The organism is Ruminococcus sp. XPD3002 (assembly GCA_900119535.1).
GTDB lineage: Bacteria > Bacillota > Clostridia > Oscillospirales > Ruminococcaceae > Ruminococcus > Ruminococcus flavefaciens_H.
This window is the reverse complement of record FPJT01000013.1, coordinates 58,196-84,549: the sequence shown is the minus strand read 5'-3', so window position 1 is coordinate 84,549 and position 26,354 is coordinate 58,196. Positions and strand designations below refer to the sequence as shown.

Genomic DNA, 26,354 nt, shown 5'->3' with positions numbered 1-26,354 from the left:
ATAAATACTATGAGCCGGGGCATATGTACTATGACAGTATAACGCAGTGGTCGGTGGTATATGATCTGAGCAAATGTACGGCAGCTGTTACGATAAAATCTGATTTTGAAAAGGCCTATGATTTCAACATTTTGTAGAGGATGAGCATAATGAATATCTTTGAACGCTGCCCTATTGCGGAATTTGCAAAAGCTCACGGGTATCTTGACATCATGCCAGCCTTCTGCAACAGTGATTATCCTGCAATGGAAATGATACACGGTCATTTGATACGCAAGCACACCTGTGCAAATTCTGACATATGCGACTACCGGATCGTAGGCGATGGGTCGGAAGCCGCAAAAGAACACCCTAAAAAGATAGATGACAAAGGGTATTGGTATAATGATTGATCGGTGTATCTGAAAAAGTCTGAATTGATACATGGAAAGGAATTTTTGTTATGAAAGCCAAGAGAGTATTAAAGGTAACAGGGAAAATTATACTGGTGATACTTGTACTTGTCATTGTAGTCCTCATTATCACCTCTGTCCTGTTCCACCTGAGAGTGAACAAGGCAAAGAACTATCTAAAAAGCAACGGTTACTACAACCTTGTGTCGGCGGGCGATTATAATGTGAATGTTTTTACCTGCGGAAATCAAAACGGTAAGCATACTATTGTTGCTTTAGCAGGCTATCTTGACGGAGAAATGTGCATAGGCTGGCGAAAGATGACTGCTCCCCTCGAAGAAGATAACAGGCTCGTATTTCTCGACCGTGCAGGATATGGTGTGAGCGATGACTACCGGGGAGAAATGACCGCAGAACACGTTGTGGAGCATTACAGGACTGCACTGCAAAACGCAGGCATTCAGGCACCCTATGTGCTGATGCCACATTCTATGGGCGGTGTGTACGCTACATACTGGGCAAGCCAATACCCCGATGAGCTCGAGGCGGTCATGATCATAGACGGCTCCGAAGCACAGCATTTCGATCTCGAAAAAGACGCGTTGGATCTTGACATCGTAAAGTGGATGCGCCGTGCCGGAAACCTCGGACTGCTCCCGCCGGTGATAAACTCCGACTACGAAAGAGATTTGAAAATGCTTTCTGATGAAGAAAAACCTGTATCCTCAGCACTTCTTGAAAAAACCATGAGCAGTCATGCTTCAACAGATGAAATGCTGCGCTGGCAGGAAAACTGCAATTATGTTTGGGATACATTGGAAACAAATGATATCCCGAAGATGTACCTGAGCATACTCTACGCTTTTCACACGAAGGAACAGCTCATAAATGAGGGATTTACCGCAGATGTTCTCAGAAATGTATATGGTGTCACAGGAGACAGCGATGATGAGGTATACGCAAATTATCTTGAGACCGAGGCAGAAAAGCGCAGTATACTGGACGCATATATTGAAAAGATGGGAAATTGTCAGAAGATCGAAATGCAGGGACAGCATGAGATCATGTTTGATAAGCCAGAAGAGTGCGGAAAAATCCTGAAGGATTTCTTGAACGGACTGGACGGTTAATATCATGCAAGTTCAGGCAATGCCAATAGCCCATGGTCTATTGGCATACAAAAAAAGTATGTCATATAAGTTGTTTTTTGGCTTTTGCAATATTGCAAATAAAAACAACACCCTATTGAAAAAATCGGAGATGCAACAATGATACTGCAATACTACTCCTACCTCTCAACCGGCGGTAAGGACTCCTTTGCGGATTTTCTTAAAAAGTAAAACGCACAGTTTCATTAAAACAGGAATATAAAAAATGCCTGCTATGGTAGTTTCTTTGATTCTACCATAGCAGGTTTTGCTATTACAAGTAGTTATTATAAGCGCACCCCAATCCAGCCTTTACGCTGAGATAAGAAAAATGTCAAAATAGTTCCAGAAGAAAATCCCAAAACCGAGCGGTCTGCTTAATTTAATTCAAACTTATCCTTATTATTCTTGAAGAAATAGTTCATAAACCTTACATTGCCAAGCTCGAACAATTTTGCTTTTTTGACTGTTGAGTGGTCAAAATCATAGATCATCTATATTATGTATTTTTTGGGGGGAAATCATCTGAATGACATATGATCACCCAGCAGATATTCAGACATACATACTAAGTCTGCAACAGAAACTTCTGAATCAGAATTCACGTCTGCCAGCTGACGTTCTATTGTTCGTTCAATATATAAATACTACAGGGACGCCAAAAGCGTCCCTGTAATTGATTTAACAGCCTGTTGTTTGGCTAATTTCTGTAGATCGGTCTCAACAATTCCAAGGCATGTGACCGAATCAGAGATATTGATACAAGCTGATCTTATCCGATTGCTGAATGATTTAAAATGTCCGTTTTGTATCTTGCCATAAGCGACATAAGGTCATACTTACACATCTCGGGCTTAGTCTCCATGAGCTTTTGCTGAGTCACAAGGCAGGGATTCCTGCGGAACTTGTCACTGCGTTCACCCGAACGCCAGCCTATGGAAGCCATATAGCAGCACCAACGGCGGTGCTCCAGAGAAACCAGTCCGTACGCAAAGCTGTCCTTTTTCAGCTTTTCCATTACTTCTTCCTCAGTACCGTTCATCTGCCATGCCGAACCTGTATACCGCATCAGAGAGCCGTTGCTGCCTAAGAGTTCTTCAAGCTTTTTCAACAGATCAACACCGTTTTCGGCTGCAAGCCTGGGGATAATATCGTTCTTCACTTCGTCATGATATGCGGCAGCCTTGCTGGACGAGCGTCGGAAAAGACGAAGCCTGTTCCATTCCTGCTCAGGATCCTCGTCCGAGTTATCCACGGTTCCTGTTTCATCGGCGGTTATAAGTTTTATATTGTTGTAGAAATGGTTGTAGTCCTTGGCGCGGCGGTCTATCTCGCGGTTGATAATCATGTCGATAGTAATGACGATGCTTCTGTCGTCGATAAGGCTCACATTTGCAAGGGAGCTGTTCTCAGCGGAAATATAGCCTGCAAGTCGTCTGTCGGCATCCATTCGCATCAGAATAGGCACCTTAAGACCGCGCTCATCAAACAGTTCCTCAAGCTGTATTGCACAGTTTACGGAAAGATCAATATTTTCAAGAGCTATGACAACGTAGGTGTATGGCTCGGTGTCAAGCTTGCTGCGTATCAGGTCATAGAAACTGAGGTGTGAGATATTCAGCTCGTGAAAGTTTATTTCAAGAAGTCCGTCTGCGGCATCGCTTTTCAGTGTGACTCTGTTGTCGCTTATATCGAAAGTATCACGGCTGAGCTGATTGAGGAACACAGCCTTTTTTATTTTGATATTGCTGTCGAAAACGTCGATAATGATACGGTTGCTCTCGTGGACGATACCGAGGTTCATTGCCTGCAATACTGCCTGCTGTCCCAACTGACCAAATCCTGCTACCAACAGATGTGCAGTCCAGTCCTTCAGCGGGATGTCCGTTCCCTTGTAAATGGTATGGATCGGATGGTCGGAGTACATTTTGTGTATCTGCATTTCGGGAAGTCCGACAAGTTCAAGGTCGAAGAAAGCGTCCGTGCCTGCAACGCTGTTGTAATACTCCGCGATAAGTCTTCCGATGCCCTCTTCCTCGCACCTGCATGAAATTTTTGTTCCCTGTGCCAGCTTTATCCTTTCGGATGAGTCATTATCATTCAGACGGAACAGCTGCAACAGAGAGAAGTTCCTTATGGATGAACTCTCAAAAAGAATGATATTAGTTGCCGTCTCTATATGAGTCTTTGCAAGAAGGAACTGGAGCTCTGACTCTGCTGCCTTGAGTACATCGGCGTAGTGAACCACATAACCTGACTTGTTCAGGCGATATATCTCCTCGCTGTCTATCGATTCGTTAGTCACTATGTGGATACAGTTTTTCTTCGGATCGGATCTGTTGTTTTTCAGCATTGATTTTACGTCGTTGTTATAGCCAAAAACTACAATATGGCGGCAGTTCTTATCCCTGCGGAAGAATATTATGAAGCGCAGCAGCCGCTCAAGAAATTTGTATAAGAATGAGAGAGTGCAGTATGGCGCAGTGAACACAGCGATACAGTAGGCATAGCCAATGCTCTTGTTCAGAGCCGAGGGATTATCCTTCATAAAGGCAACTGTATCCTTTATGGTCACGGAAGCCTTGAAGCCGAATGCATTGATACTGTTTTGCAGCACCAGCAGCAATTTGAAGAAAGAATCGTAATTCTTATAGTATATGATACCCTGAGCAGTTGCTATCAGAAACGACAACACTGCCAGAAGGAATATCAGCCGTGTCATATTTTTACGACTTTTGTTATTACTCATCTGTCATGTCCTTTCATGCTTCACCAAGTGCCGAAAGATAATCCTTTGCGGCATCAAGGAGCTGCTGTGTAGTGTATATAGGGAACATACCTGTTTTGTTCCTGCCTTCGTCGCTGATGAATACCTTATCGGCTGCGGCAGGAGCTGCTGCGAAATCATCTATCCTGTAGCGTACAGTGAATCTGTCAGTATCAATGAGCCATGCCTGAGACTTGTTCCATACAGCGTATATATGGCTCTTGTCCGCTGTTGGTCTGGTCTCCAGAAGAGCCGCAGAAGAGCTGTCTGACTCATATATCTCATTGTCGCTGCTGAAATCGAGCCGGCAGCTTCTTCCTGTGAAGCCGTCGGAGTTCATTTCGTAAAGGCATGAATCACGGCAAAGCACGGCAAAGATATCATCACTGACTGCGGAAACGGAGACAGGCTCCTGACTTGTCCCGTTGATCGAGACTTCGTTTTTCAATTTGCCGTTAGCAGCGTCGAAGAGAACGACAGTGCGGTTATTGAAAAGTACTCCCACTGTGTCAGCGTTCTGCCAGAATATGCGCTGTACCTCGGATTCATCGCTTACGTTGTATTCAAGCTCAAGATGCTGACCGACTGAAAAGTCGTAAACGATAAGAGCGTTCTTGCTGTCCTCCCCGCTGAACTTAGCATACATGGCAGCCTTGCTGCCCGAAACAGCATACATATTGTTTATTATTTCCCTGTCAGCAGTGAATGAGCCTTCATCCCTGACCGCCCATGTCTTGCAGCTTCCGTCGGAAGAAACAAATACAAGATTCTTTTCTGAATCAGCTGAATAGTAAGCACCGCCCGGGACAGGTATAAGCTCAACTGTTGAGCGCTTAGCCGAAGGCGCATCCTTAATGACCTCAGCTTTTCCATCTGCAACGTCTATGAGCATGGTCTTGTCCTCAATAGAATATGTGCCGCCCGAAGTCTTTTCGCTGACATTTACTATCAGCTTGCTGTTATCCACAAAGGCAGCACTGTTAACTTTGAAGTCTTTAAGCGCTGATACTTCGGTACACAAGCCTGAATCTGTATCATATATAAACAGGTGACAGGTCAGGATACTGCTGCTGTTGTACTCACCATCAGGATAGAATGTTGAAACAACAGCTGCCTTTGAACCGTCGTCCGATACGGCAGCAACATCACGGTTGTACATGAATTCTCCCGTGTCTATATCGGTGTAGGCGGAAGTCTGCTTAGGATACTGTATATAGGCAGTGTTGGAGTAATTCTCGGAAGTTGCATACTTTCCGAGACTGTAGCTGCAAAGCGAGACTTTTGTATTCATGGTCTGTACTCTGTAAGCCGCATTATCCGCATCATCACCTGATATGTAATTGTTCAGGCTTACTGCATATTCCTCACCGCTGTCAAGTGTGAACATCACCAAACCGTTCTGACTGAACGAAACGTCTATAATCTCGCCTTCAATTGACAGGTTCTTTATCAGCTTACCGTTTTCATAGTCTAAAAAGGATACTGAGCGATTTGTGGTGACAGCAAGGACATCGTGCTCGTATTTTGTGTTCGATGCAGGCATCAGGAACATTTTTCCTTTATTCTGATAGTTTACGGGAATATCAGTGCTCCACTTTTTCGCCTTCATATCTTTGTCATAGCGTGTGAACTCAGTATTGAGGTTGAACGCCATTATGCTGCAGGCAGCCGTAACAGGTTCGTCATTGAAGAACTGCAGATATTCTTTGTTGATGCCTGTGTCAAAAGGATATCTGATCTCTGTCTCGTTCCTGAGTTTGAGAGCATGATCCTTTATCTCATAGGCTTTCAGCTTTTTATCGGAATCGCTGTAAATATATACAAGACCATTGCGGTAGGCTTTTATCTCCAGATCCATGAGGAATCCGATAGAGCTTTCTGACTTATCTACCTTTGCTGTGTCAACTACCTTGCCTGTTTCACGGTCAATTATCTCAAGGAAGTAATCATCTCCCATGATAGCTGAACCGTTTGTCAACTCACGTTTTTCATTATACAGCCTGAGAATGTGTTTTTCGTCCATAACTGCGTCGAGGTATTTATAAACATTTTCCGATTTCGGACAGTTCCACTTTATCTCGCCCGTTGCACCGTCAACACGCCATACTGATTTGTCGGAGTTGAATATGTACACATCGCTGCCTGTGCCAGGTTCTTCTTCGTCAACAGAGTGTACAAAGTAGGTGTATACCTTATTGAATACGGAGCTGTTCTCGTAGGTGACGCTGCTGGGAGAGCCTGTATTCGTGAAGTATGTGCCTGTCTTATCGGTACTTACATCGAAGTAAGCAGTCAGTTCATTGGAGCTTCCCGACTCTGATGCAAACTCACTGTCGGAAGCAGATATTTTCTTTATGAGCTTGCCTGTTTCAGCATCCCAGAAGTATACTCCCGTCGCGTCCTTTGAAACTACTGTCTTTCCTCCGCCCATAAAGGAAAGCTGCTCTACAGCACATTCATGCTTCAGAGAGATCTGAGGCACAAGCTGAGTGTGGCTGAACATTCCCAGCTCACGGGAAAGAGCATACTCTGCTTCCGGGAGCACGGGCTTTTCTTCGTCTGCCGATGGCAGAGCTGCTACAGCTTTTTTTATGGCAGGGATCAGACTGCTCTCCTTGTAAAGATTTTCGGATTCAACTGCAAGGTGACCTGCATTCTCCACAAGAAGTTCACTGTTCTTATTCTCGATCTCTGCATTCTGTTCCATTATCTGGTCATTCTGCTTCTGTATCTGCTTGTTCTTACCGTTTATGGTGACTGCAGAAGCTACGCTGATAATGGATATGAGTGAGAGTATGCCTGACACACCACCGAAGATACGGCGTTTTCTTGCCGCCTCTCGACGCTTTTCACGCTGAAAAAGATCGTTAAAGTCGCATCCAAGCAGTGGAGCAGCGATACGCAGATACTCGGTATTGAGTTTTTTCATGGAGTCCTTCAGATCGTCAGCTACTATATTTGCGGCAAGCGGCTCAACATCCACCTTTACCGTGACCTCTTCTCCCTTTTCGTTGGTTGTGGTCAACTCGGCGTAAGTGAGCTCCTCAGGAAACGACTCCTTCGGATCGCCGTTTACCAGCAGGGTGACGATATTAGTGTTCTTGTTGCCGTGAAGCTCACGGAAACGGGTGAGCTCCTGCAAGCACCACTTGGATTCGGTGTACTGCGGCGAGCAGATAACGATGAGGTACTCCGACGACTCAATAGCATTCTTGATTATTTCACTAAGGTCGCTGCTGGACTGAAGCTCCGAAACATCACGGAAAATACGCCAGTTTTCCTTTTTTACGCCAAGAGACTTCGGCGGCTTATAGGATTCAAGCAGCTTCTGTAATCTCTCTGCTGCCTGCATATCGGGCTCGATATGGCGGTAGCTGATAAAAGCTTTGTATTTGTATTCCATCTCTTTCTCCTTTTTATATGCAATTCATATAATGATATTGTAGCACAAAATACCAGAAATAGCAATAATAAATGTGAACTCAATAACCGCCTTTAGGCGAATGTCATTAAGCTGACCAAATACGATAAAAAAAGCAGGAGTATGTTTGTGATAAGCGGACATACTCCTGCTATAACTTTCGCCAAAAAGGCAAGGATCAAACACATAGAGCTTGTTATTGCTCCCCCAATTAACTCCTGAATTTTCTTGCTTGTCCTGACAGCGAAATACTGCGTCAGAAAGTCTTGAAATGCGACAGCATTCCTGCGGCTTTCTTCCTTGCCTTTCTCTGCCAGTCCGTCGCAATATTTCTTCAAGAGTTAATTGGTGGAGCAATAGCAGAGACTGCCCGCTTTCCGTTCAATAAGTGTAGTATCCGGAACAGCAGACAGCCATTTCTGCATTAGTATCAGAACATCAACCCCATGAGTATATATCGCTGTCGTTGCCGTAGTAATAATTGTTGGGGTGGAAATATACTGTATCTCCGTCCATATAGTCGGAGAACGCATAGGTCAGAACGGGCTTTACGCCGTAAAGATTTTCCTCATCTATCTGTACAAAGCATTGGATCAAGCCATATGGCGTGATGTTTTCAAGGTCCTGATAGCCGTAGTAAGTTCCGACGTGCTCCTTCATTTTTGAAGCGCTGAGACCACTGCCGTTCGGGAAAGGATCTTCGGTCTCGGTAAATCCCTTTTCCTGCATATATGATATCATGCCGTCATAATTGCGGTCGGCGCAGTGGTTGCCAATGCCGCCGGGAAGCCATGTATTTTCAAAAGCGATCCCGCCCTCATGCTCGAAGCTGACTATCACCGCATCGGCTAATGTGCCGCTGCCTGCAGCAGGAGCCTTGCAGACAAGCTCAATGGTAAAGTCGGTACCGAACCGTGTCACTTCGATAAAACGTGTAAATTCCTCTCCTGCTTCTGTGGAAGTGTCTATCCCGGAGCAGTCGTACTTTTCGCCGTACTGTGCGATAAATTCGCCTACGGTCATATATCCTCCTTCACGGAAAATATCATCACCGATCTGTATGTAGCCCGATGCAAGGTCTGCATTTATTATCTCGTCAGTCGGAGAAAATTCCAGGCCGGCAGGAGCTTCGGTGCTCTCGGCGTTATCTGCTTCCGCAATCGGAGCATCCTCTTCGTACTCTGCTCCTGCAAAGGAATCTGTCTCTGCTGCTATAGTCGTTTCAGCTGTTTTCTCAGCTGCCTGATCGCTGCTGCCATTTGTATTGCCGCAGCCTGCCATTGCAGCACATATACAAAGTGCTGCTGCCATTGATGTTATATTTCTGATATTCATTTTTTATTCCTCCGTTTTGGTATTATTTGTTTTTGATGCGTAATCCACAAAAAGATCAATTTTGTGCCATGCATCGAACCACGTTATATCTGCTTTTCTGTCGAATGATCCGGGACATGTGGTCAATGCGGTTTCACCATTCAGAAAACCGTAGTGCGTTTTCATGAATCTTTCTTCATCTATCGGTTCCTGATTATTAAGGTAAACGATATTGCCGTTATGATCATATCCGAAATTATCGCCTCTGCCGTCATACTCAAAATGTCCGTTTTCTATCGTGTAGTAAAGTTCATGATAGACAACTTTGTATTCTTCACTGCTCTCAGGGAACACCGAAAATACACCATTGGTTGTACCTGTAAATGTAAATCCGCCAGACAGTTCACTTCTGGAGCCTTCGGGATAAACTCCTGCATCTAAGATATCACGTGCACCGCTGCTGTCGCAGGTGATGAGCTGAGTACCGTTGTTTATACGGATACCCGAGTCTGTAACTTCATCACAGTATTCAAGCAGCATTTCCGCTACGCCGTCACCGTTAACGTCGAACAGTCCGCAGCGGATATTGTCATAGTCATCAGAGAACATTTCAATATAGTCAAAATACGACTTCTGCCATACGTTCAGAGTATTGTACGATAATCCGGGAGCATTTTGGTTAACAGGTGCAGAATCACCGTTCCAGCTGTTTATCCATGAGGTGAAATCGCCTATTTCACGGTAGCCATAGGTCTCGTCTGCGATAAGCATATGAGGCTGAGTATCAAAATCGTATGTATTTCTCGCAGTCTCCTCGTCCATAGTTTCACCTAAGCCCATGCCGGAATCACTTTTTGCCTTTAGTTTCCACATAGGCTTTTCATCAACTGTGATACACAGTATATTATCATCAGAAGGCTCACCTGAACACCATATCTCAGGCACAGAGTGAATGGTACCGATTTTACTTAATCCCCCGCCGTTTGAGTACACAGATACGCTGTATCTGTCATTATTATCAGTATCAACAGAGGGGTTGATCATATTCTTATCGTAAATGAACAGCTCCGGTATCTTATCGCCGTCCGCATCGAACATTACCCCCATCAAACCTTCTGCACTTCCATATCTTTCCGTCAGATCAGCTATATACCTATCTTTCCAGCCGCTTTCGGAATACGTTTCCGGTATGTCGGCTATTCGGGTGGTGGACTGTATTTCAAATTTACGAACTTCGGGTTTATCGGACTTGTTCAGCAGAATCGCTCCGCCTCCGACAGTTACAGCTGCTATAAGGGCAGCAGCGACCTTTGCACCTGTTCCCGTTTTTGCCGCAGCAGATGCAGTTTTTGCAGCAGTAGATACAGTTTTCGCTGCGATATTTTTCGATGTTTCTTCAGCACCCTTCGCTGCCGCACTTTTGACTGATGAAGCTGTTGCTGCGCTTCCCAAAGAACCGGTGCCCATAGCAATACCGAGGTTCTCTGCACAGAAAGATATGAACTTTGTGAACGGAACAGCACACAGCACAACTCCGCTTTTCTGAAGCTTTTCAAGATTTGCTTTCAGCTTCTTTCGTGCCGCATAAAGGCGCTGTTTTACGTTGTTTATATTAGTTCCCGTAAGCTCTGCGATCTCTGCAATGCTTTTATCCTTGTAATAGAACAATACAAGTGCTTCCTTGTGATCTTCGCTGAGTGCATCAATCTGTTCGGCGATTATCTGTTTCAGTTCCTCATTTTCTGCGTAATCCTGTGGAAGCATGACCGTATCCTCACGGGCACGGGCATATGTAAGCTCGATAGCCTGATCCTGATCTGTAATGTCATCCGTCTCATCCATATCTGTGGATAGTTCCTGACGGCGTGACAATTTTTTCTTTGCTTCCCATGCCTTGCGCTTTGCTATAGTATGTATCCAGGAACTGAAGGCGGAAGGTTCTTTCAGCTGGTCAATGTGCTTCATCATCTCCACAAACGTATCTGATACCACATCCTGAGCATCAAATTCTGAAAGTCCCTGTTTTATAACGAATTTCGTCAGCGGCTCGCTGTACTGTCTGTATATCTCGTCTGCCGCAGACTTATCTCCGCTCTTTAAACTTTCCACCAGTTTTTCCGTATTGATATCACTCATCTTTTTTTACTCCTTATCACTATATTTCTCGAGCAGTTCATCCAACATACCATAAGTTTCCATCCACTCAAGTATCAGCTTTATCAGTTCGTCCAGCGGTACTTCTGCAAAATCTATGTTTTCATTCAAATCAGCACCTCCTTTTCAGCTTATGAAAAGCATTTATTTTTGCCTTTCTGTCTGTTAGAGTGTGCATCTTCCGAAAAGGTTAGCAGATTTTAAAAAAAATTTTTTCTGCAATTTTTTTACTTATGTCATTCTATTGGCAAATCTATAAATGTTGGTTCGTGCTTAGTCTCACGGACATATCTCATCATGTCATCACTGAGCAGACGGACTGTCGATGTATTGATACCCGGACGTCCGCTGTAAAGTGTGTTATCAATATTCATTTGTTTGTGGTCCCTCCGTTATAAATCATTCATTTGCGGCTGTCTCACCTGTCCAGTCTGAAATGCCGCCGAATTCGCAGATATGTGTATTCATATCACTCACTCTTAAAAATCATTTCAACCGAAATGTTACAGCTATGCTTTTATTATACATATTTTTCCTGTGAAAGCAAGGCATTTATTGTTTATTTAATGTTTGCATTTATATTCACAAAAAGTCTCCCCTCAGAGGTATGGACCTCCGAGGGGATAGCTATTACTTTTCCGCAAGCAGTCCGGTGAAGCGCTATTAGTCGCCTTCCGGAATTCTGCCTGATTTCAATGCTTCTGCGTAGGTAAGATCAATGATCTCGGTATTGTAGTAGTCGTATTCTGTGGAGGCAGGCTGCTGGTCGATCGGGCTCTGTGTATAGAGGTAAGACTTAGCATTTCCGTCACCGACAGTAAACATCGTTCCGCTGCTCATGTACAGTATATCCTTTCTTGTTGTCTGCTCGTTGGAGCCCCAGTATTCATACGAGAATGACTCGTACTTCAACATCTTTAATTCGCCGTTTTCCATAGTATACCAATCGTACTCGCCCGAGCCCATATGACCGTTGATCATAACGAGCTTTTTAGTGGTGGCATCAATTCCGAAGGACGCATGACCTCCGTGTATATCGGCTACATACTTAAGTGAGCCGTCCTTGAAGGTATAAACGTCAACCTTGTAGTTAACTTCGCCTGTTCCGTACTTGAACAGGAACTCGGGGGAACCGTCGCCGTCAAGGTCGTTGAATGCAACGTCTGCATACGCATTTCCTTCGGTAGAGTTAAGCTCGTTCCATTTGTTATTTACCAGATCCTTGCAAAGCTGTACGTAGGAGACGCTGTTGTTATTTTCGGTCTCGTTCTGATCGCTGCCTGTAACATCTTCTCTGACAGCGGAGTCTACACGCCATTTTCCGCCGTTCTTGACGATAGTCATATCGACCTGAGTAACACTGCCTGCAAGCTCATAATAAGCTCTTGCAGTGAATCTGTCTTCGGAATCAGAGATTATCTCGGGCTCGTATTTATCCCAGCTGTAAATGTTGCCTCTGCCTGCGAATCTTGCATAAAGACCGTCGGGACCTTCCTTGAAGAATGGCTCTGAGCCTTCTGTAAGATAGCTGTGCTCGTCGTAGAATGAGCCTGAGAAATTATCCGTAAGAAAACTTCTGACGTTCGCCATAGTGGAGAAATCGAAGCCATTGATGTTACCGTCGATGACCTTATAGTAACCGCTTTCGGAAGCAAGAGGCGAATTTCCGTCAATGGTCAGTCCGCCGCTGCTTGCAAGCTCTATTGCGTTCATAGCCTTCATAAGGTCAACGGCTACAACGGAGTGATCCCTGTTATCCTCCTCATTGCTGCCGACTGCAGCAGCAGTGCTCTCAACAGGAGAAGCTGCTGCGGCAACAGTAGTATTCTCGGTTTTCGCAGTCGAAGCTTCAGTAGAAGCTATGGAAGCGGCTTCGGTAGCAGTTTCGGTAGCGGGCTGAGTTGCAATTACGGGATCGATAACGGACTCATCATTGCCCTTGGAATTTGAGGAATGGCGGCTGAGAAGCACACCTCCGCCTGCCAGACCGCCTACGAGAACTACAGCCGCAGCAATAGCTGCAAAAGTGCTCCATCTTGGCCTTCTGTATTTTTCAACTCCGCGAACTTCCTCTGTCATATCATCAGTATTATTATCATTCATTTTATCAAGTTTATCCTTACTCATTTTCAACAGCCTCTCTTTTTCTTTTTCAGTCAGCGCCGGAACGGAGAGACGGTCTACGATCTTGTCTTCGGCGTTATCAAGCATATCCAATACCCGATCCTTTCTCATAGTCAGTGTCTCCTTTCTTATAACATTATACCGGCAGCGGCCAGTGATTTCTTAAGTTTTTCGAGTGCTCTTGCGGCTCTCATACGAACCGCTGATGCTTTCATCGACATCATCTCGGCTATCTCGCCTGACGAGCGGTCGTAATAGTACTTCTGGAGGATAATGGTCGAATCGGGTTCGCCGAGTTCGTTTATCTTGTTTATCAGTATTTCTCTTGTCTCGCGCTTGTCCGAATCGTTTTCAACGTCCATATCGGATGCTGCGGATGCGAATTCGTCATCGTTCTCGCCCGAAAAGCGTTCCGAATGCAGTGTCAGACTGCGATAGGCGTTGATAGCACGTCGTTTTGCGATCGTACCTATGTAGCCTTTGAGCTCGCCCGAGTCGCTGCCGTTTCTTTTATAGCTGAAAAAGAATTCTGCGAAAATGTCACTGACGCATTCATCAATGTCCTCACGCTGAGCCGTCCTGATAAGTTTATTGTAAACAACGGCGTATACGTAATCACAGTATTCACTGAACAGAGCTTCGTAAGCTTTATCAGGCGATTCCGCATACAGCCTGCAATATTCGTTACCTGTCATACCGTTTCCTCCTGTTTCATGAAAGTTTCCATGGAATTGCGCTTTCGTATAGTACACTCAAATCAAAGTTGCAGATCGTCACACAAAAGAGAGAATTTTCAATAAATGTCAAAGGCAGGAAGCGTTTCACGTCATATTTTGTACAGATGCCACAAAATGCGTATTGTCATTCCCGTCTTATCGAAAACATAATAATATTTTATATTATACAATATTTATCCGTGAAATTCAACATATATTGTTGACCGTAAATACTGCGCTCCGTATTCCCCTGCTATTGACAGCTGAGGATTAACGCACCATCTTTTAAGCTAAAAATGGTCAGGACAGTGAAAAATCGCAATAATTGCCGAATGTTTTATCCATTAAGCAAGAAATGTCTTGTTTATTTCAATCAGTTTTTATATACTTAGAATATAAGGTCAGAATATAATTTAAATATATATTCTGCAACGTGATATAAACGATATAAAGGAGGACTGAATTATGAAAAAGCAACTTATAAGTGTTGCAGCTGCCGCACTCTGCCTGCTTGGCGGTGCTGCACCCTATATGCCTGTAAACAGCATGATATGCGCTCAGGCTGAGGGACAAAGCGAGAAGATCGAAAGCAGCGACGGTTATATATTCACTGTATGGAACAATGACGATTCGGGACGTTTCACTCATCAGGAAGGCGATAACGGTACCTGGAAGGGTTCATGGGAAAGTGTTAATGACGGTTCTGTTGTTTCGGGAAAGAGTCTGAAAAATATCAGTAACTATAACGGTATCGATTTCGATTACGAGCTTGATATCGCAATGGACAGTTATAAGGACATGGATAACAGGATCTCGAATATCTGCTATTACGGCGCCTGCGGATACTTTAATGACAGTGGATTTGAAACTACTCCAACAGAGTTCCATGTTATCGATGGCTGGTATAACTGGAAACCGCCTAAAAATGATATCAGCTCTGCCGAAAAGCTCGGAGAAGTAATATCCAACGGCTGTACATACGATCTCTATAAAACCAAGAGCAATACTCCCGGTTACGGCGGAAACCAGTTCTGGAGCGTAAAAAGAGAATCACCCATGAAGGACGGAGAAGTCTCCGCATCGGGAAAGATATGCCTTAACGACCATATAGAGGCATGGAAAAAGCTCGGATTGGATAAAAATCTGAAAATTGAACATGTCGGCTTTGAGATCACTGCATTCCGTTCTTCTTCAGGTTCATTCGAGCTAAAGAAGAACGATATAAAGATCAATACCGAAGGAAGCAGTATATCCTCCGTATCGGGCGACCTTAACGGTGACGGCAAGGTCAACGTTTTTGATATCGTGCTTTGCAGAAAGGCTATTATCAACGGCACTGCTGATGCTGAGTTCATGGCATCTGCTGATATCAACAAGGACGGTAAGGTCAATGTCGCTGACCTTGTGCGTATGTCGAGATTTGTTACTTGCAAGGCACAGAATTTTGAAGCTCTCCCTGACGTGGAACCCACTACCAAGGCTCCTGTTCTGCCTGATTTCAATGATGTGTCCTTCAAAGACGGCTATACTTTCGAGGTCTGGAATCAGGAGTCACAGGGTTCTGCCGAAGCAAAGGATATTTCGGATGCAGGCAGGTGTTCATTTGAATGGTCTGATGTCCGTGATGCAGTTATGAGATCGGGCATGACCGCAAAGAATCACAATATGGAAATAGCTTTCAACCAGCTTGAGAATCTCGTTGTGGATTACGATGCAGTGCTCAACGCAAATGGCGAAAATATTGCCGCTGTATACGGCTGGTTCACTAAGCCTGAAATAGAATGGTATATAGTCGAAGGCTGGACAGGAAAGGATTTCCCGCTGAAAGACGGATCCGAACTCCTCGATACGGCTGACATAAACGGCATTGCCTATGATGTTTACAAAAAAACAAATGCTTCTTCACAGACATACTATTTCGTAAAGAAAGACGGTTCTCTGACAGAAGGCAAGGAGCATAAGTTATCAGGCTCTGTAAACGTCACAGATTTCATTAAACTGCTCAAAGGCTATGAAGACGGTGCAGCTTATTTTGACAGTATGAAACTTTTCAATGTAAACTTCATGATTGAAGGCCTCGACGGTTCATCAGGAAAAGCCAAGATAAACAGGAACGATATATCCGTAAGCGGTGTACCTTTTGATGAGTATTACTTCAGCGAGACAAGCAGACTTTACCCTGATATTGAGCTTAAGGAAGTAAAAAGCTTCGCCACGGAAGAAAACGAAGGCTATACAATGTACGCAAGAAAGTCCGCCGACTCTTCCGAAAAGGACAGTGTATACTACGGATTCGGCGAAACAGACGGACTGATGAGGGGACGCTGGACAACTTCAAAGGGTGCTCATTATTCCTCAGGTCTTAATGCACAGCGTGAATATCCGCTGAGCGACAACTTCATGAATGATTACAGTGTATCATATATCGCCTATGCCAAGTTTACAGGCAACTTTGAACTGGGTGTCGGTGTTACTCTCGACGAACCCAATGTTAAGGTAAGGATAATCGATTACTGGCATAATAACAACGGTAAGGGAATGCACGACGCAGGAAATATCATCGGACGTTTCAGTTTCGACGGCAATGATTACACTGTCTACAGAGAACTGAATGATACACAGGAAGTCTACTCATTTGTATCTTCAACCGGTTCTGTCGGCGAGGAAGCTTTAAAACAGAAGTTTAAAGGCAAGCTTAAGGTATCTGAATTCCTGAGAAATGCCTCAAAGGAGCTTGAACTCGGTCTCGGCGAAGAAGCTCTGTTTGTAGGCACTATAATCGATGTTGAAAACGGCGGTACAGGTGAATTCGATCTTACAGAGAATAACGTCATGTTCAGTATCAAGGATGCTCCTCCTAAGTTTGATGTCTCAGACGATCAGATGCAGAAAGTTGACGGTCATGTAAAAAAAGAAATAGATGGCTATCGTGTGGAAGCTTTCGTTTCATCAGGTTCTTCCGCATCACATAATGAAGCTTATTACGCTTTCGGTGAATCCGGCGGACAGCTAAAGGGCAGATGGAATGCTGAGTATGATGTTGTATACTCTTCAATGAGAGATCTTCCCAAGACCGAACCTCTTAACAAAGTGAGAAACTATGAAGTTGAGTACAGCGCTAAGGTAGATTGCAGCAATATTTTCAGCCTCGGAGCTTACGCTTTGTTCAATAACTATGATTACGAGCTTGAGATAATCAACAGCTGGGGCGTATGGCGGCCTTCCGGCAATGACGCAAAAATAGGCACCTACACTTCCCTCGGCGTTCGTTACGATATATACAAGATCATACAGAGCGGCGATCTCGGTATGGGCGGTTCAATACATACAAGGTATATATGCGTACCCGATATCTCTTCCCCACCTGACAGTGATACAGGTATTTACAAAAGAAGGATCAATGTTACAGATGCACTGAAGGCTTTGTATGATCTTGGACAAAATCCCGGCGAACTTTCTGCTGTCGGCACTGAATTTACTGCATTCAACAGCAAGGGAGAATTCACTCTCTTATCAAACACGATACGCAAAGATCACCCATGGTTTTAATATCTGATCGCTCCATTTCAAGTCAGAATCGGTTTAATGCAAAGACATCCGGGGGGATATGATGAAAAAGAGTATTATCAGACTTTCAGCAATAATATCCGCTGCCTGCCTTCTGTGCAGCAATCTCCCCTTCTCTGCGGAAGCTGCTGTACGAGAGGTCAACGTCACAAATGTGGACGAATTACACGCCGCTCTCTCCGACGCAAAACCCGGAGACAAGATAATAATTGCTCCGGGAAAATATGAAAACGACGTCTGGAAAGGCAACTGGGCTGCGTTTTTCTCTGAGGCCAGCGGAACTGCTGAACAGCCTATAACCATTTGCAGTAAGGATCCCGATGAGCCTGCTGTATTATGCGGTGTTTCACAGGAAAACAAGATAGCCCTCCATATCATGGGCGAACACTGGAACATCGAGAACCTCGTCACCTGTGAAGCAGGAAAAGGCATCGTCATCGATAAGGGCAGCTATTCAACTATCACAGGCTGCGAGGTATATAATATCGGCTCGGAAGGCATACATATACGCGACGATTCAAGCTATTGCCTTGTTGAAAACTGCTATATCCACGACTGCGGAACGGTAAGTCCCCAATACGGTGAAGGCGTTTACATCGGAAGCGCAAAGGGTACCACCGAATACGGTTTCGACTGCCACTACAATACCGTAAGAAATTGCAAAATAGCAAATGTCGGTGCGGACTGCGTAGACATCAAGGAATACACACTCGGCGCTCTTGTAGAGGGCTGCGAATTCGACGGCTCGGGCATACAGGGCAAAAACGGCGGTGACAGTTTTGTCGAGGTCAAGGGAAATAACGCTGTAGTCCGCAATAATACGGGGTACCGCAGCGGAAACGATAAAGTCCTCTATGCGGTTGATCTGTATATGGCAGTTGACGGCTGGGGACAGAACTGCCGCATCTATGACAACAAGTTCTATATGGACTCGGAGGACATCACCCTTGTTAAAGGCTGGAACTGCGTCGGATATGTCTTCAGGAACGAAAGCGAACCGAAGTGTCCTGCTGTAACAGGCAACAAGGTCATCGATGTGCTGGATATAGAGCTGAAGGGCGATGTAAATACGGACGGTGAAGTTAGTATCGCAGACGCTGCGGCTTTGCAGAAATATCTCCTTGCAAGGTCTGATACAGGTTATATATCGGGCAGAAATGCCGATATCTCAGAGGACGGAAAGCTCAACGCATTTGATATGTGCTGCCTGAGAAGTCAGATAGCATCAGGCGAACAGCCAACAGGCAGGACCTATGTGAACTACATTACCGAGGATGTCGGAAAATGGCGGTTTACGGACGGTCTCGGCGGACGTACCATTCATGTGAAGCTGAAAGCCGCTCCGGGACATTCTGTGGTCCCTGCATGGGGCTACTGGGATCCTGATCATGAAAATGCAGACACAGGAAAAAAAGGCAAGTGGATACAGTTATCACTTGATACGATAACACTTGATGAAAACGGTGAAGCAGAACTGATATTGGAGCTTCCCGAAGCTGTTACAAGAATGGATGTTGAGGTCTGGAACTATCTTAACGGCAGCGAAAAGCTCGATAAGAGTGCCGTTGAAGTGACAGAAGCCTGGTTCTGAGCGAATTCGTACCTTACGGTTTTCAACTGCAAGGTCGGGTAAACAAAAACTGTCAAAGTGCAGGAAAAAATCATGATGAGGTGATTTTTCTTGCACTTTGTTTTGCGCTTAAATGCGAATAACCAAAGAGGTGTAAAATATATGAAGATAGGATTTATAGGTGCAGGAAAAGTCGGGTTTTCTCTGGGAAAGTATTTCGCGGAGAACGGTCTGGAGCTGTCGGGTTATTTCAGCCGTTCGGAGAGCTCCGCACGGGAAGCCGCAGGATTCACAGGCTCGGAAGTGTTTCTCTCCCCCGAAGAACTGCTCAGAAGCAGTGACGCTGTATTTATCACAGTTACGGACGGCGCTATAAAGGACGTTTATCTCTCGCTGCCGAAGGAGCTCCTTTCGGGCAAACAGCTATGCCACTGCAGCGGTTCGATGTCGGCTGCGGAGGCTTTCCCCGATATCGCAGCTCACGGCGCAAAGGGTACATCCATACACCCGCTCTTCCCCGTAAACAGCAAGAGTGATTCCTACAAGGAGCTTAAGAACTCTTTCTTCTGCATAGAGGGCGACTGCGCAGAGGAGTGGTGCAGTATTTTTTCAGAACTCGGCAACCCTACCCGTATGATAGACAGCAGTATAAAGATGCGTTACCACGCCGCATGCTGTATCGCAAGCAACCTTGTGTGCGGTCTCATCGAGGAGAGCAGAACTCTCCTTATGCAGTGCGGATTCAGCGGAGATGAGGCTGTCGCTGCACTTGAACCCCTTGTAATGAGCAATATACAGCGTATCTTCACTGTTGGTCCTACTGATGCCCTGACAGGTCCCGTAGAGCGTAATGACGTTTCAACTGTCAGAAAACACATTTCCTGCATCGAAAACGATACAGACAGGGAGATCTACATATCGGTAACTAAAAAACTGGTGGAAATGGCACAGAACCGTCATCCCGGATCAGATCATACCGAAATGAAAAAACTGCTGAAATAATCTCCGTTTGTTCACGGTTTATTCACATTCCTGTGTTATACTATATCCTGTATCTTATCCGATTATTCGGAAAGGTAACATCTATCAAGGAGAAAATTTAATATGAAAAACACTGTTTCAACCCTTCTTAAGCAGAAGCAATCAGGTGACAAGATCACGATGCTTACCGCTTATGACTACACAACAGCGAAGATCATGGACGAGTGCGGCATAAATGCCATACTTATCGGTGATTCACTGGGAATGGTAATGCTTGGCTACGAAAACACGCTTCCCGTTACTATGGAGGATATGATACATCATACCGCCGCAGTTTCAAGAGGTGCAGAAAACGCTTTCGTAGTTGCTGATATGCCTTTTATGTCCTATCAGACAAGCATACAGGATGCTGTTATCAATGCAGGCAGACTCGTAAAAGAGGGCGGCGCAAATGCTGTAAAGCTCGAAGGCGGCGCTGAAGTCTGCGAACAGATAAAAGCTATCGTAAACGCTTCCATACCCGTTGTTGCACATCTCGGACTCACTCCTCAGTCGGTCAACGCCTTCGGCGGATTCAAGGTTCAGGGCAAGAGCCTTGACAATGCAAGGAAACTCATTGAGGACGCTCTGAAGATACAGGATGCAGGCGCTTGTGCTGTAGTTCTGGAGGGTATCCCCGCTAAGCTTGCGGACATCATTACTAAGAAACTCTTTATCCCGACTATCGGTATCGGCGCAGGTAACGGCTGTGACGGTCAGGTACTTGTATACCAGGATATGCTCGGTCTTACCATAGGTCATACCGCTAAATTCGTGAAGCGGTTTGCAGATGCGGGCGCAGTTATGCGTCAGGGCATCGCCGACTATATAACCGAGACCAAAGAGGGTTCATTCCCTGCTGAGGAGCATACCTACGCTATGGATGATGATGTTATCGAACAGCTTATGAGGGAGGAAAAGTGAAATGAAAGTTGTAAAGACTATTGATGAAGTACGCAGACAGGTAAAAGAATGGAGAGCTCAGGGACTTACAGTCGGACTTGTACCCACTATGGGCTACCTCCACGAGGGACACGCAAGCCTTATCGACGCCTCTCACAGGGATAACGACAGGACCGTTGTTTCCGATTTCGTGAATCCGATGCAGTTCGGTCCCACAGAGGACCTTGAAAGCTATCCCCGTGATATCGAACGCGATGCAAAGCTCGTTGAAGAACACGGCGGCGACCTTATTTTCAATCCCGAACCTTCCGAGATGTACCATGAGGGTTTCTCGTCCTTCGTTGACATGACCGTTCTCACTCAGGAGCTTTGCGGTCTCAGCCGTCCCGTACATTTCCGCGGTGTTTGTACCGTTGTATCAAAGCTTTTCAATATCGTAAAGCCGGACCGTGCATACTTCGGCAAAAAGGACGCTCAGCAGCTTGCTGTTATCCGTCATATGGTCGACGACCTCAACATGGATATCGAGATAATCGGCTGTCCCATTATCCGTGAGTCAGACGGACTTGCAAAGAGTTCACGCAACACCTACCTCAGCGCAGATGAAAGAAAGGCTGCTCTCGTTCTATCAAAGGCTGTATCCCTCGGAACGGATATGGTGAGAAAGGGCGAAAAGAACTGCTCCGTCATTATAGCCGAAATGAAAAAACTCATCGAAGCCGAACCCCTCGCAAAAATCGATTACGTAAAGATAGTGGACTGCGCTACCATGCAGCAGATAACTTCTCTCGACCGTCCTGCACTGTGCGCTATGGCTGTATTTATCGGCAAGACTCGCCTTATCGACAACTTCTTCACAGAAGACGTATAAGGAGGTCGCTATGGAAATATCAATGCTCAAAAGCAAGATACACCGTGCCGTTATAACTCAGGCAGAGCTGAACTACGTGGGCAGCATCACTATCGATGAAGCGCTTATGGAAGCCGCAGGTCTCTACGAGTATGAGCGAGTTCATATATCAAACGTCAACAGCGGAAGCCGCATCGAGACATACGTTATCGCCGGCGAACGCGGAAGCGGTGTTATCTGCCTTAACGGTGCCGCTGCACGTTCGGGACAGAAAGGCGACCGTGTAATAATCATGGCGTATGCTAATATGTCCCCCGAGGAAATAAAAAGCCACCGTCCAAAGGTAGTTTTTGTGGGCGACAATAATGAAATAATAAGAGTCGCTGATTACGAAAAACACGGCGAACTGAAGTAACAGTGTTAGCTGCTCTCTGTTTTCCGCAGGTCAGCACATACAAAAACAAAGTTAAAGCATCACATTTCCGGGATGCATTATAGTGTCAAAAAGCCTGAAATCATTAATTTGGGGATTCTAAAGGGATACCATCCCTTTAGCGGATTCCAAAGGCAGAGCCTTTGGTGGGGTGTGGGGCAAAGCCCCACATATAGCCTTATAAGCGCCCCGCAAAGGGTGAATTTCAAAACAGTCCGGTGGACTGTTTTGAAAGAGGGAACGCCCTGCAAGAGAGGGCGTTCCCTGATAAATACATACTTTTTGACAAGCTGAAAGCATCACATTTCCGTGATGCTTTTTCTTTACCGATAGTTCTTCACCGCAGGAAAATTATTTCAATATCATTTGTTGCACTTGCAGGTTATGCTGCGTATGTGTATAATGAAAGCAGATCTGCCGAAAAAAGGAGGAAGTCCATGACAGACCAGGAAATCATCAAACTAATACACAGCTCACCGCATGAAGGGCACAGAGTTCTGTTTGACAGATACTACAGCTATGTCTATGCAATATCTGTCAATATCCTCAGAAACTTCGGTACTGCCGAGGATGTGGAGGAATGTGTCATCGACATATTTGCAGCTGTCCTTAACAAGCTCGATGAGATCAATTATGAATCAATAAAGCCGTTCATCGGAACTGTCGCAAAAAATACCGCAATAAGTCTCAGACGGTCCCTTGCCGCAAAAGCAGGTAAAAGCATTTCTCTGGACGAGGCGGAGTTCAGCAGACTCTCTTCGGAAGAAAGGATAGACAGGAACGCAGAAAATGCGGAATTATCAAAGATACTGCTCGAAAAAATAAAAGAACTTGGCGAACCCGATTCCACTATTATCATCCAAAGGTATTTCTACGAACGTAACGCCAAAGAGATCGGCAGTATGATAGGCATGAACCATTCAGCAGTAAGGATGCGCTGTTCAAGAGCTGTAAAGAAACTCCGCGGCCTTATGAAAGACTTCTGTTAAAGGAGAGATCAGTATGAAAAATAACGATATTGAAAAATTATTCAGCAGCATAAGTGACGAAGCTATAGAAAAAATAGCCGAAGACTACCCCACAGGCGATAAGAAACAGCGTGACCGTATATACAAAGAGGTCGAGCGGCGTGTCGGAAAGGACATCACAGTCTCAGGGGACGAGGTCAAGGGAGTTGAAAAATACCGTTCCAGACCTTATCTCAGGTTCGTTTCGGCAGCAGCTACACTTATTATCGCAGCAGGCGCTGTAGGCGGAGGAAGCTACCTGATAAGCAGCAGAAAGAACATTACGTCCGAACCTTCCGTACCTTCTTCCGATGTCAGCGAGAATACAGCGGCCACGGAACCCGTGACCGCAGCCGAACCGATACCTGTTGAGGAAAGTGTACCTACAGCCCTCACAAAGGATGAAATAATCGAAAAGATAAACAACAGATCATATGAAACCTACGATAAGCTCTCTATCAGGTATGTTTACACACGCTGCGGAGGTGCTTCAACAGAGTCAGGCATAGCCAAGCGAGACGGCATCACAGGAAATGAATCGTTTTCACAGCAATGGACACATACTGCGGATTATTTCCATCAGTCCCTTATTGACGAATATGGACTTGATGAGCTTATGAAGGAAGAAAGCGTAGGAAACGATATGTTTTTCTACAACGATCTGTTAATAACCATATTCAGCAATGATACAGGCAAACCTTCACAGTATGAAGTTACGGATCGTTCAAACTGGCCGCTCGATGAGCCAACTGTATTCCGCGGATTATGTTCAGAGGACATTGCCGTTGATCTGGACTTATATGATATAGATGATGATACCGTAAGCACTGAATTCCTCGGCAGACCATGTACGGAAGTTCGTCTTTCCGTTGGATCAAAGGAAAAGCAGGAACGTCTCAAGGAAAAATACGGTCTTCCTGATGCAATAGAAGTACCTGAAATCAGCGGTACTACTGACTCCAGTCATGGTGATATTCTTGAAGAGACAGTTATAACTGTTGATAACGAGACAGGATTCATCCTTAAATTCGTTACTACTTGCGGAGAGGAGATCGATGAGTATAAGGTCGAAGAGATACTTTTCAACGATGATGCCGAAAATGTTGAAAGCGGCGCAGAGATAAGAGAAAAGCTCGAAGGCTGTGTTCCGAACAACGAAATAACTGCCGCTTATGATCTCAGCGTACTTGATGAGAACTGAACTTCAAGCCATAAAACGTATAACAGCCTCCTCTGACACAGAGGGGGCTGTTTTTTAGCTATCCGGTTATACGTCCAGAAGTCGGGTTATTTCGGGGAGCGCTCTGCTATAACCGCATTGCTCTCCATAATAGAGTCCTCGCAGATCACCGCACCGATACTGTCCGCAGTTATCCTGCCTGATGCGGGATTCTTGACGGAATCGATATGACCTTTTATGTCCGCCTCGACGTCCGAATACTCGAAAGAAAGGTCACAGTCCGTCATCTCGCAGTCGATGAGACTAAGGTCCCTGCAGTAGCAAAGGGGCTGTGTACCGATTATCCTGCATCGGATGAGAGTAAGTCCCTCGGAAAACCACGCAAGGTACTCGCCCTTTACGACGGAATCGGTAACTGTAACATTTTTCGAGTGCCAGAAGGCGTCCTTTGTATCAAGGTAAGAGTCCTTTATCGTAAGATTCCTGACGTACTGAAAGGAGTATTTTCCCTTGAAGCGGAGTCTTTCTATCCCGATATTTTCCGCATCAAGAAAAATGTATTCCGAGGTAATCTCGCTGTCCAAAATGACGGTATTGCACGTTTTCCAGCCGAATTCCGCCGAATCTATCCTGCAATTGCGTATAGTGGTGTCATGACACTCACGAAGCGCTTTGACTCCGTTTATGTCGGTATTTTCAATGATACCGTTATCGGAATACCACAGTGCGGCTCTTGTTTTTTCGTCCAGTGCCGAATTTTTCAGCTCATACTTTTTTGCATGCCAAATCGGGTATCTCAGCGAAAAGTTACAGCCATCGACACTGATGTTACGTGTTTCCTTAAGGACTGATTCACCGTCAGCAGGTCCTGCAAAAGTACATCCTCTGACTATCGTATCGCTGATATTATATAACGCTCTTTCGGCATCAAAGGTTTTGTTCTCAATTATTTTCATGTGATCTGCTCCTAAGCTGTTGTTTCACCGGTTAACTCTTGTTTGTCCTGTTATTATTTTATCATATTTCCCTTTGCGTGTCAATCACACTTCGGAGCAGTGAAAGTCGGAAATGTACAATTAATTACGCATAATTAAACGAACTATCCGAGACTCAGAGAGCGGTTTTGCAAAATAAAAAACCTCCAGAGGGAGGCTTTTTCATCGTTTTATCAGTAAAGCTTTGCCTGTATTGCCTGATAGGCATTGTAAAGCGGTACATCCTCATCATCGGCTTTTTTGTGTTCCCCTAAGACGAAACCCTTCACCCCCTCAACGACAGTGGCTTTATCGGTAAGGATGATCTCCTTTTCGTTATTCAGTCTTATGGTCATACGCATGCGGTGTTCGAGGTATGAGGCTCCTCTTCCGGGTTTGCGTCTCCTCGTATAGGGCTCGATATCAACACTGCTGATATCATCAAGCGCTATCCTCTGCTTTCCATAGATACGCTTTATCGTTATTCTTTCCTCTTCAACGATTATTACGGTACACAATATCTGCTCAATGAAATACAGTGCGCCGAATACAATGCCGACTGCAAAGAAGAATACCGATACCAAAGCAATATATATAGTTATCACCGTCATAAACAGCGTAAGGTAAAACAACATAACACACACAAATGTGATTATCAGAATAGCTTTTGTTTCGTGCTTGATCTCAAACCTCATAAATACTCCCCCTTCTGCTTTAACATGATCTATATCATGATAATACCATACCCGCCGCTCTGTGTCAATCCTGTACGTGTAAGTTGTACTCCCCGTGAAGTAAGTTGCATTTTTCAAAT

General features: G+C 45.0%; 20 protein-coding genes. 10 read left to right on the top strand and 10 right to left on the bottom strand.

Going from position 1 to position 26,354, the window contains the following annotated elements; genetic code table 11:
- The first annotated feature begins 149 nt into the window (after positions 1-149).
- On the top strand, positions 150-392 hold the full coding sequence (locus tag BT127_RS12090) for an L-2-amino-thiazoline-4-carboxylic acid hydrolase (RefSeq protein WP_175541965.1): 243 nt from the start codon (positions 150-152) through the stop codon (positions 390-392).
- A gap of 50 nt (positions 393-442) precedes the next feature.
- The gene (locus BT127_RS12085) at positions 443-1,522 is read left to right on the top strand and encodes an alpha/beta fold hydrolase (RefSeq protein ID WP_075425250.1); all 1,080 of its coding nucleotides are present in this window, start codon (positions 443-445) and stop codon (positions 1,520-1,522) included.
- Positions 1,523-2,312: 790 nt separating this feature from the next.
- On the opposite strand, the gene BT127_RS12080 is transcribed toward BT127_RS12085, so the two are convergent.
- From BT127_RS12080 to BT127_RS12055, 8 genes are all read right to left on the bottom strand, one after another.
- Positions 2,313-4,289, bottom strand: coding sequence for a hypothetical protein (locus BT127_RS12080; protein ID WP_075425249.1), 1,977 nt, complete (start codon positions 4,287-4,289; stop codon positions 2,313-2,315).
- Positions 4,290-4,302: 13 nt separating this feature from the next.
- Positions 4,303-7,710: a toll/interleukin-1 receptor domain-containing protein gene (locus BT127_RS12075; protein ID WP_075425248.1), complete on the bottom strand. Its 3,408-nt coding sequence runs from the start codon at positions 7,708-7,710 to the stop codon at positions 4,303-4,305.
- 456 nt (positions 7,711-8,166) lie between these two features.
- A complete protein-coding gene (locus tag BT127_RS12070) occupies positions 8,167-9,063 on the bottom strand; it encodes a hypothetical protein (RefSeq protein ID WP_075425247.1) in 897 nt (298 codons plus the stop codon).
- 3 nt (positions 9,064-9,066) lie between these two features.
- On the bottom strand, positions 9,067-11,178 hold the full coding sequence (locus BT127_RS12065; protein ID WP_075425246.1) for an RNA polymerase sigma factor: 2,112 nt from the start codon (positions 11,176-11,178) through the stop codon (positions 9,067-9,069).
- 6 nt (positions 11,179-11,184) lie between these two features.
- Entirely contained in the window at positions 11,185-11,307 is a 123-nt protein-coding gene (locus BT127_RS17230) for a hypothetical protein (protein WP_318257236.1), read from the bottom strand.
- Between the two features lie 125 nt (positions 11,308-11,432).
- Entirely contained in the window at positions 11,433-11,570 is a 138-nt protein-coding gene (locus tag BT127_RS16325) for a hypothetical protein (protein ID WP_318257235.1), read from the bottom strand.
- Positions 11,571-11,859: 289 nt separating this feature from the next.
- Positions 11,860-13,431: a hypothetical protein gene (locus BT127_RS12060; RefSeq protein ID WP_075425245.1), complete on the bottom strand. Its 1,572-nt coding sequence runs from the start codon at positions 13,429-13,431 to the stop codon at positions 11,860-11,862.
- A 17-nt stretch (positions 13,432-13,448) separates the two neighbouring features.
- On the bottom strand, positions 13,449-14,015 hold the full coding sequence (locus BT127_RS12055) for an RNA polymerase sigma factor (RefSeq protein ID WP_075425244.1): 567 nt from the start codon (positions 14,013-14,015) through the stop codon (positions 13,449-13,451).
- A gap of 486 nt (positions 14,016-14,501) precedes the next feature.
- On the opposite strand from BT127_RS12055, the gene BT127_RS12050 reads away from it, so the two are divergent.
- The 8 genes from BT127_RS12050 to BT127_RS12015 all read left to right on the top strand — a co-directional run bounded on the left by BT127_RS12050 (position 14,502) and on the right by BT127_RS12015 (position 24,587).
- A complete protein-coding gene (locus BT127_RS12050) occupies positions 14,502-17,585 on the top strand; it encodes a glycoside hydrolase family 11 protein (RefSeq protein ID WP_075425243.1) in 3,084 nt (1,027 codons plus the stop codon).
- Between the two features lie 61 nt (positions 17,586-17,646).
- Positions 17,647-19,194, top strand: a complete 1,548-nt coding sequence (locus BT127_RS12045) for a right-handed parallel beta-helix repeat-containing protein (protein WP_075425242.1) — start codon at positions 17,647-17,649, stop codon at positions 19,192-19,194.
- Between the two features lie 141 nt (positions 19,195-19,335).
- On the top strand, positions 19,336-20,175 hold the full coding sequence (locus BT127_RS12040; protein WP_075425241.1) for a Rossmann-like and DUF2520 domain-containing protein: 840 nt from the start codon (positions 19,336-19,338) through the stop codon (positions 20,173-20,175).
- A gap of 102 nt (positions 20,176-20,277) precedes the next feature.
- Complete coding sequence (panB, locus tag BT127_RS12035) at positions 20,278-21,117, top strand: 3-methyl-2-oxobutanoate hydroxymethyltransferase (RefSeq protein WP_075425240.1); 840 nt, start codon at positions 20,278-20,280, stop codon at positions 21,115-21,117.
- Between the two features lies 1 nt (position 21,118).
- Positions 21,119-21,967 (top strand): pantoate--beta-alanine ligase, encoded by an 849-nt coding sequence (gene panC / locus BT127_RS12030; protein WP_075425239.1) that lies wholly within the window; start codon positions 21,119-21,121, stop codon positions 21,965-21,967.
- A 10-nt stretch (positions 21,968-21,977) separates the two neighbouring features.
- Positions 21,978-22,361: an aspartate 1-decarboxylase gene (gene panD, locus BT127_RS12025; RefSeq protein WP_075425238.1), complete on the top strand. Its 384-nt coding sequence runs from the start codon at positions 21,978-21,980 to the stop codon at positions 22,359-22,361.
- 455 nt (positions 22,362-22,816) lie between these two features.
- Positions 22,817-23,368 carry an RNA polymerase sigma factor gene (locus BT127_RS12020; protein ID WP_075425237.1) on the top strand — a complete coding sequence of 184 codons (552 nt, stop codon included), beginning with the start codon at positions 22,817-22,819 and terminating at the stop codon, positions 23,366-23,368.
- A gap of 13 nt (positions 23,369-23,381) precedes the next feature.
- A complete protein-coding gene (locus BT127_RS12015) occupies positions 23,382-24,587 on the top strand; it encodes a hypothetical protein (RefSeq protein WP_075425236.1) in 1,206 nt (401 codons plus the stop codon).
- Positions 24,588-24,673: 86 nt separating this feature from the next.
- On the opposite strand, the gene BT127_RS12010 is transcribed toward BT127_RS12015, so the two are convergent.
- Positions 24,674-25,522 carry a DUF3737 family protein gene (locus BT127_RS12010; protein ID WP_075425235.1) on the bottom strand — a complete coding sequence of 283 codons (849 nt, stop codon included), beginning with the start codon at positions 25,520-25,522 and terminating at the stop codon, positions 24,674-24,676.
- Positions 25,523-25,734: 212 nt separating this feature from the next.
- Complete coding sequence (locus tag BT127_RS12005; protein WP_075425234.1) at positions 25,735-26,235, bottom strand: hypothetical protein; 501 nt, start codon at positions 26,233-26,235, stop codon at positions 25,735-25,737.
- Positions 26,236-26,354 lie beyond the last annotated feature (119 nt).